The following is a 3,643-nucleotide window of genomic DNA, read 5'->3' as shown; positions in this document are numbered from 1 at the left end:
CACGCGGTTGCCGTTCAGGTCTTGCTGCCAGGTGGTGGTGGCGCTGCCCTGGCTGTGGCGGGCGAGGCCGCCGGGGCCGCTGAGACCGTATTGGTAGCGGCTGGGTTGGGCGGGGACGCGTTGCTGGCTGGTCAGTCGCTGCCACAGGCCGCCGGCCCATTCCTGCTGCCCTAGCCGGTCGGCTTCGTAGCCGAGGGTGACGAGGATGTCGCCCAGGGTGAGGGCGTTGATCCGGCCGTTCTGGTCGTAGTTGCGGCGGTAGCTGTGGCCGTTGCCGTATTGCCAGCTGCGGGCGGGGCCGAAGGGTTGGTACTGGACGTTGTCGATCACTACCTGGGTGTCGGTATCGCCGTTGCCTTGGGTGTGGATGCTGCTGATGCGGCCTTGGGCGTCGTGGCGGTAGTGCACCAGTCGGCCGCTGGGGTAGCGCAGTTGGGTGAGGCGGCCGGCGGAATCGTGCTGGTAGTGGGTGTTGAATTGGTGCTGACCCAGGGTTTGGCTGTGGGTCTGGACCTGTCCGTCGGGGTGGTATTGCCATTGCAGGCTGACGTTGCCGGTGCTGAGGTGGGTCAGGCGGTTGGTGGCGCTGCCGCTGCTGCCGTATTGGTATTGGGTGACGATACTGCCGTCGGTGCGCTGGGTGAGCCGGCCTTGGGGGTCGTACTGGTATTGGCTGGCTTGGCGTGCATCCTGGCGGGTGAGGGGTTGGCTGTCGGGGCCATAGGTGTAGCTGGTGGTGCCACTGTCGGGGCTGGTCTGGCTGAGCAGCTCGCCGAAGGCGTTGTGCTGGTAGCGGGTGGTGAGGCCGCGGGGGTCGGTGATGCTGGTGAGCTGGTCGAGGCTGTCGTAGCGCCGGCGGGTGCTGCCGAACTGGGGGCTGCTGGTGATTTCGAGGCGGTTGAGGGCGTCGTAGCCGTAGGATTGGCTGCGGCCTTGGGCGTCGGTGTGGTTTTGCAGGTTGCCGTTGGCGTCGTAGCTGTACAGGCGGGTGGTGCCGTCGGCTTGCTGTTCTTGCAGCAGTTGGCCGTGGGCGTTGTAGACCCGGCTGATGGTGTAGGTGGTGGCGGCGTGGGGGGCGGTGGCGAGGGTGGCGAGGGCGAGCCAGAGCAGGAGGTGTCGCATGGCTTAGTCTCCTTGGCTGCCGTGGCGGGGGGTGTTGGGGGCGAGGTCGCGGGTGATGCGGGCGAGGTTGGCGGACAGGCTGCCGCTGTTGTCGCTGATGGCTTCGTGGGTGCGGTTGCCGGCGGCGTCGAGGGTGTAGTCGATGCGGTTGCCTTGGCTGTCGGTGATCTGGATCAGCCGGTGGGCGGGGTCGTAGCGGTAGCTGATGTAGCTGCCGTCGGGGGCGGTGACTTGTTTGAGCAGGCCGGTGGGGTGGTATTGGTAGCCGGTGGTCTGGCTGCCGACGGTCTTGCTGAGCAGGCGGCCCATGGGGTCGTACTGCCAGCGGGTGACGATGCCATCCGGCTCGACCATGCGGCCGGGCTGGCCGATGGCGTTGTAGTCGTCCAGTTGGGTCTTGAGGCCGCCGGGTTCGGTCACTTCGGTGAGGTTGCCCTGGTGGTTGTAGTGCCAGCTGGTGGTGCGGCCGGCAGGGTCGATCTGGCTGACCAGTTGGTTGGTGTTACTGTAGCCGTACTGCCAGCTGCGGGTTTCGCGGGTCTGGGTGTCAGTGATGCGGCGGACCAGCAGGTTGCGCCGGGTGTCGTATTCCATGGTGGTGGTCTGGGCGGGGGTTTCTATGCTGACCGGCCGGGGGAACTCGGGGTGCCAGGCGGTTTTGGTGGTGCGGACGCCCAGGCTGCCGATCCCTTCGGTACGGCTGATTTCCAGGTCTCGCACGGCGTGGTACTGGTATTGGGTGACATTGCCTTTGTAGTCGGTATGGTTGAGCAGGTTGCCGCGCGCGTCATAGCCGAAGCGTCCGTTGCCGGCTGGGCAGCCGACGGCGGCGGTGCGGCTGGTCTGTTCCAGCAGCAGGCGATGGCCCAACGGTTTGAAGGTGTAGCGCACGGTGCCGCCCAGCGGTAGCAGGACGTCGGTATGGCGGCCGGTGCCCAGTTGGCTATCCGTCTGGTAGCTGAGCATCACCCTGTCGGCGCCGCCGGCATGCTCGGCGGTGCGGGCTCGGCCGTCGTCGTAGTAGCCCCAGCTGGCGTAGCGCTGGCTATCCTCGTCGAGGATGCCGGTCAGTAGCCGCGATAGCTTGACGTCGCCTTGGTCGGCCTTCTCGTACAGGTACTGGCGGGTGGTGCCGTCGGGTCGGGTGACATGGGTGAGACGACCCTGGTCGTCGTATTGGTAGCGAACCTTGGCGCCGTCTTCGCGGGTGAAGCCGGCGATGCGGTTGGGATGCTCGCCGGCATAGTCGACCATGAGGGTACGGCCATAGACATCTCGGATACCGAGCAGCCGGCCTTCATGATAGCTGTATTCCAATATGGGGCCGCCATAGGCGATGTGCTGCAGCAAGCGGCCTTGGGTATTGAAGGTATAGACGCCGTCGCTGGTCTGGACGGTGATGTGTTCCGCGAAGACGTTGATCCTCAATTGGAATTTGTTGCTGCTGTCGCGTAGCGTGCCGTCACTGCTGAAGGCGACGGTGGCGCCGTCGGGCATGGTCAGGCGGTAGTATTGGGGGCTCAGGGCGCTGTTGGCGTCGGACATCCAGCGCCAGTCGGGGTCGAGGTCGGCGGGTCTGTTGTCGCCTACCACTGGCCGGGTGGCGCGGGTGATGCGGGGTAAGGCATCCAGGCTCCAACCCAGGCCGATACCGTCATCCTGGCCGGCCAGGGCGGCGAGGCTGTTGTAGGTGCGGCGGATTACGCCGCCTGCCCAGGGCAGGTCGGTTTCAACTTGGTACTTGTTGCCGTTGGCGGGGTTGATGGGGTTGCCCACGGCGTAGCAGGTGGGGCCCATGTCGGGATCGACGTCGTCCCGGACATCAGAGCCGGGGGGATAGGGGGCGCAGCGGCCGGGTGAGCCGCTGTCTTTGACGAGATACTGGCCGGCGGGGCATTGGGTACGGCAGCTGAAGCTGACCAGCCCCACGAATTGGCCGGCAGGGCACTTGGGGGCTTGCTTGAAACAGTAGTATGGGTTGTTCGGGAAGATGCTGGAGAGGCGCTTGGTCCAGCCTTGCGTGGTGTAGCACTCCGCTCTGGTTGACCGCAGTGTGACCGTGATGCCGCTCGACTTATCCAGTGCATCCTGTTTGACAGCCCAGCCATGGTCGTACGTCTCTGGGGCCCGCAACTGCATATGATCAGACAGCTTGGGCAAGGGGCAGCGTTCGAAGGCCTCTGCCGCGGTCTCGCCAGAGCAGCCGCCTCGGTCGAACCAGTGTTGCGGGGTGAATTGGTAGCAATAGCCTTCCTTGCATTCGTCAATCCGGACAGCGGCCTGCGCGGCGCCCAGCAGGAGTGTTAGCGACAGTAGGGCGAGGAGGACACGCATGGGGGAACTCAATCTTCAGGAGGCGGGGCAGCAGGCGGGATCAGTATGCGAGTTCGCCGGTGATGCGAACCAGTGCTACGCCCGGCGCGACGGTATCCGGCAGGGGCTTGAACTGGGCAGTGGCCAGGGTGGCGCGGGCGGCCTGGGCCAGTAAATCGGCGCCAGGTACGTCGGGCAGGGCATCGAT

At 65.7% G+C, this 3,643-nt stretch carries 2 protein-coding genes; both read right to left on the bottom strand.

Translation table 11 applies throughout. The annotated features are described in order from the left end of the window. The coding region (locus V7714_RS20500; protein WP_335711395.1) for a hypothetical protein at window positions 1-1,122 on the bottom strand (1,122 nt) is incomplete at its 3' end. A gap of 3 nt (window positions 1,123-1,125) precedes the next feature. Beyond that, a complete protein-coding gene (locus V7714_RS20495; protein WP_335711394.1) occupies window positions 1,126-3,456 on the bottom strand; it encodes a DUF6531 domain-containing protein in 2,331 nt (776 codons plus the stop codon). Window positions 3,457-3,643: the final 187 nt, after the last annotated feature.

The sequence above is a fragment of the Chitinimonas sp. JJ19 genome (genome assembly GCF_036961565.1).
In the GTDB taxonomy this organism is placed as follows: domain Bacteria; phylum Pseudomonadota; class Gammaproteobacteria; order Burkholderiales; family Chitinimonadaceae; genus Chitinimonas.
The sequence above is the reverse complement of the archived record's forward strand: the minus strand, read 5'-3'. Positions and strand labels throughout refer to the sequence as shown.